The 662-nt window shown below is 63.3% G+C and carries 1 pseudogene; it reads left to right on the top strand.

What is annotated here, in order from left to right:
* A pseudogene (locus ACFHWW_RS34025) lies at positions 1-593 on the top strand (nucleotidyltransferase); the annotation flags it as partial.
* Positions 594-662 lie beyond the last annotated feature (69 nt).

Below are 662 nucleotides of genomic sequence, written 5' to 3'. Positions count from 1 at the left end.
ACATGGCGACGCTCGCCCTTCAGCTCGTGAAGCGCTTCCGGAACATCACCCACGACCTCAAGCCCCGGTCCGGGCGGATGGCGCCTTCGATTCTTCTCGCACACTATGCGGCGCGCACCGCGATGCCGGGCCGGACTCTCAGCGACGCACTGATTTCGCTCTGCAACCTTCTGATCGTCGACATCCGCCGGGCGACCTCGCTCGGGCGCACCTTGACCGTCGCGAATCCCACCTGGGATCAGGACGAATTCACTGATCGCTGGCCGGAATCCATCGATCAGCAGGACGAATTCGCCAACGATCTCGCGGACCTGGTCGCTGCTGTGACTCATATTCGCTCTGGCAGGATGGATCCGGTCGACATTCCTGCAGGACTTCGCCGGCTCTTCGGCGACTACGTGGTGAACGAAGCAATCAGGAACATCGCCCAGGAGACCGGCGACGCCGTGAAGCAGGCGAACCAGAGCTACACAAGGGCAGGCGGAATTCTCGTTCCGGTCGCTGCTGCCGCTACGCCGGTACTCGTAGCACCGAAGGCTGCAGCATCGCCCATCGCCGCGAGCCGCCATGACTTCTTCGGGGACCCTGTCTGATGGCGTTCCTTCCGTTCACCATCGAGGAGCAGGTCGCCGCCATGCGCGCGGCCTGGCCCTTTTTTTCCC

The organism is Sinorhizobium sp. P24N7 (assembly GCF_042436655.1).
GTDB lineage: Bacteria > Pseudomonadota > Alphaproteobacteria > Rhizobiales > Rhizobiaceae > Sinorhizobium > Sinorhizobium meliloti_A.
This window is presented reverse-complemented; position numbering and strand designations above follow the sequence as displayed.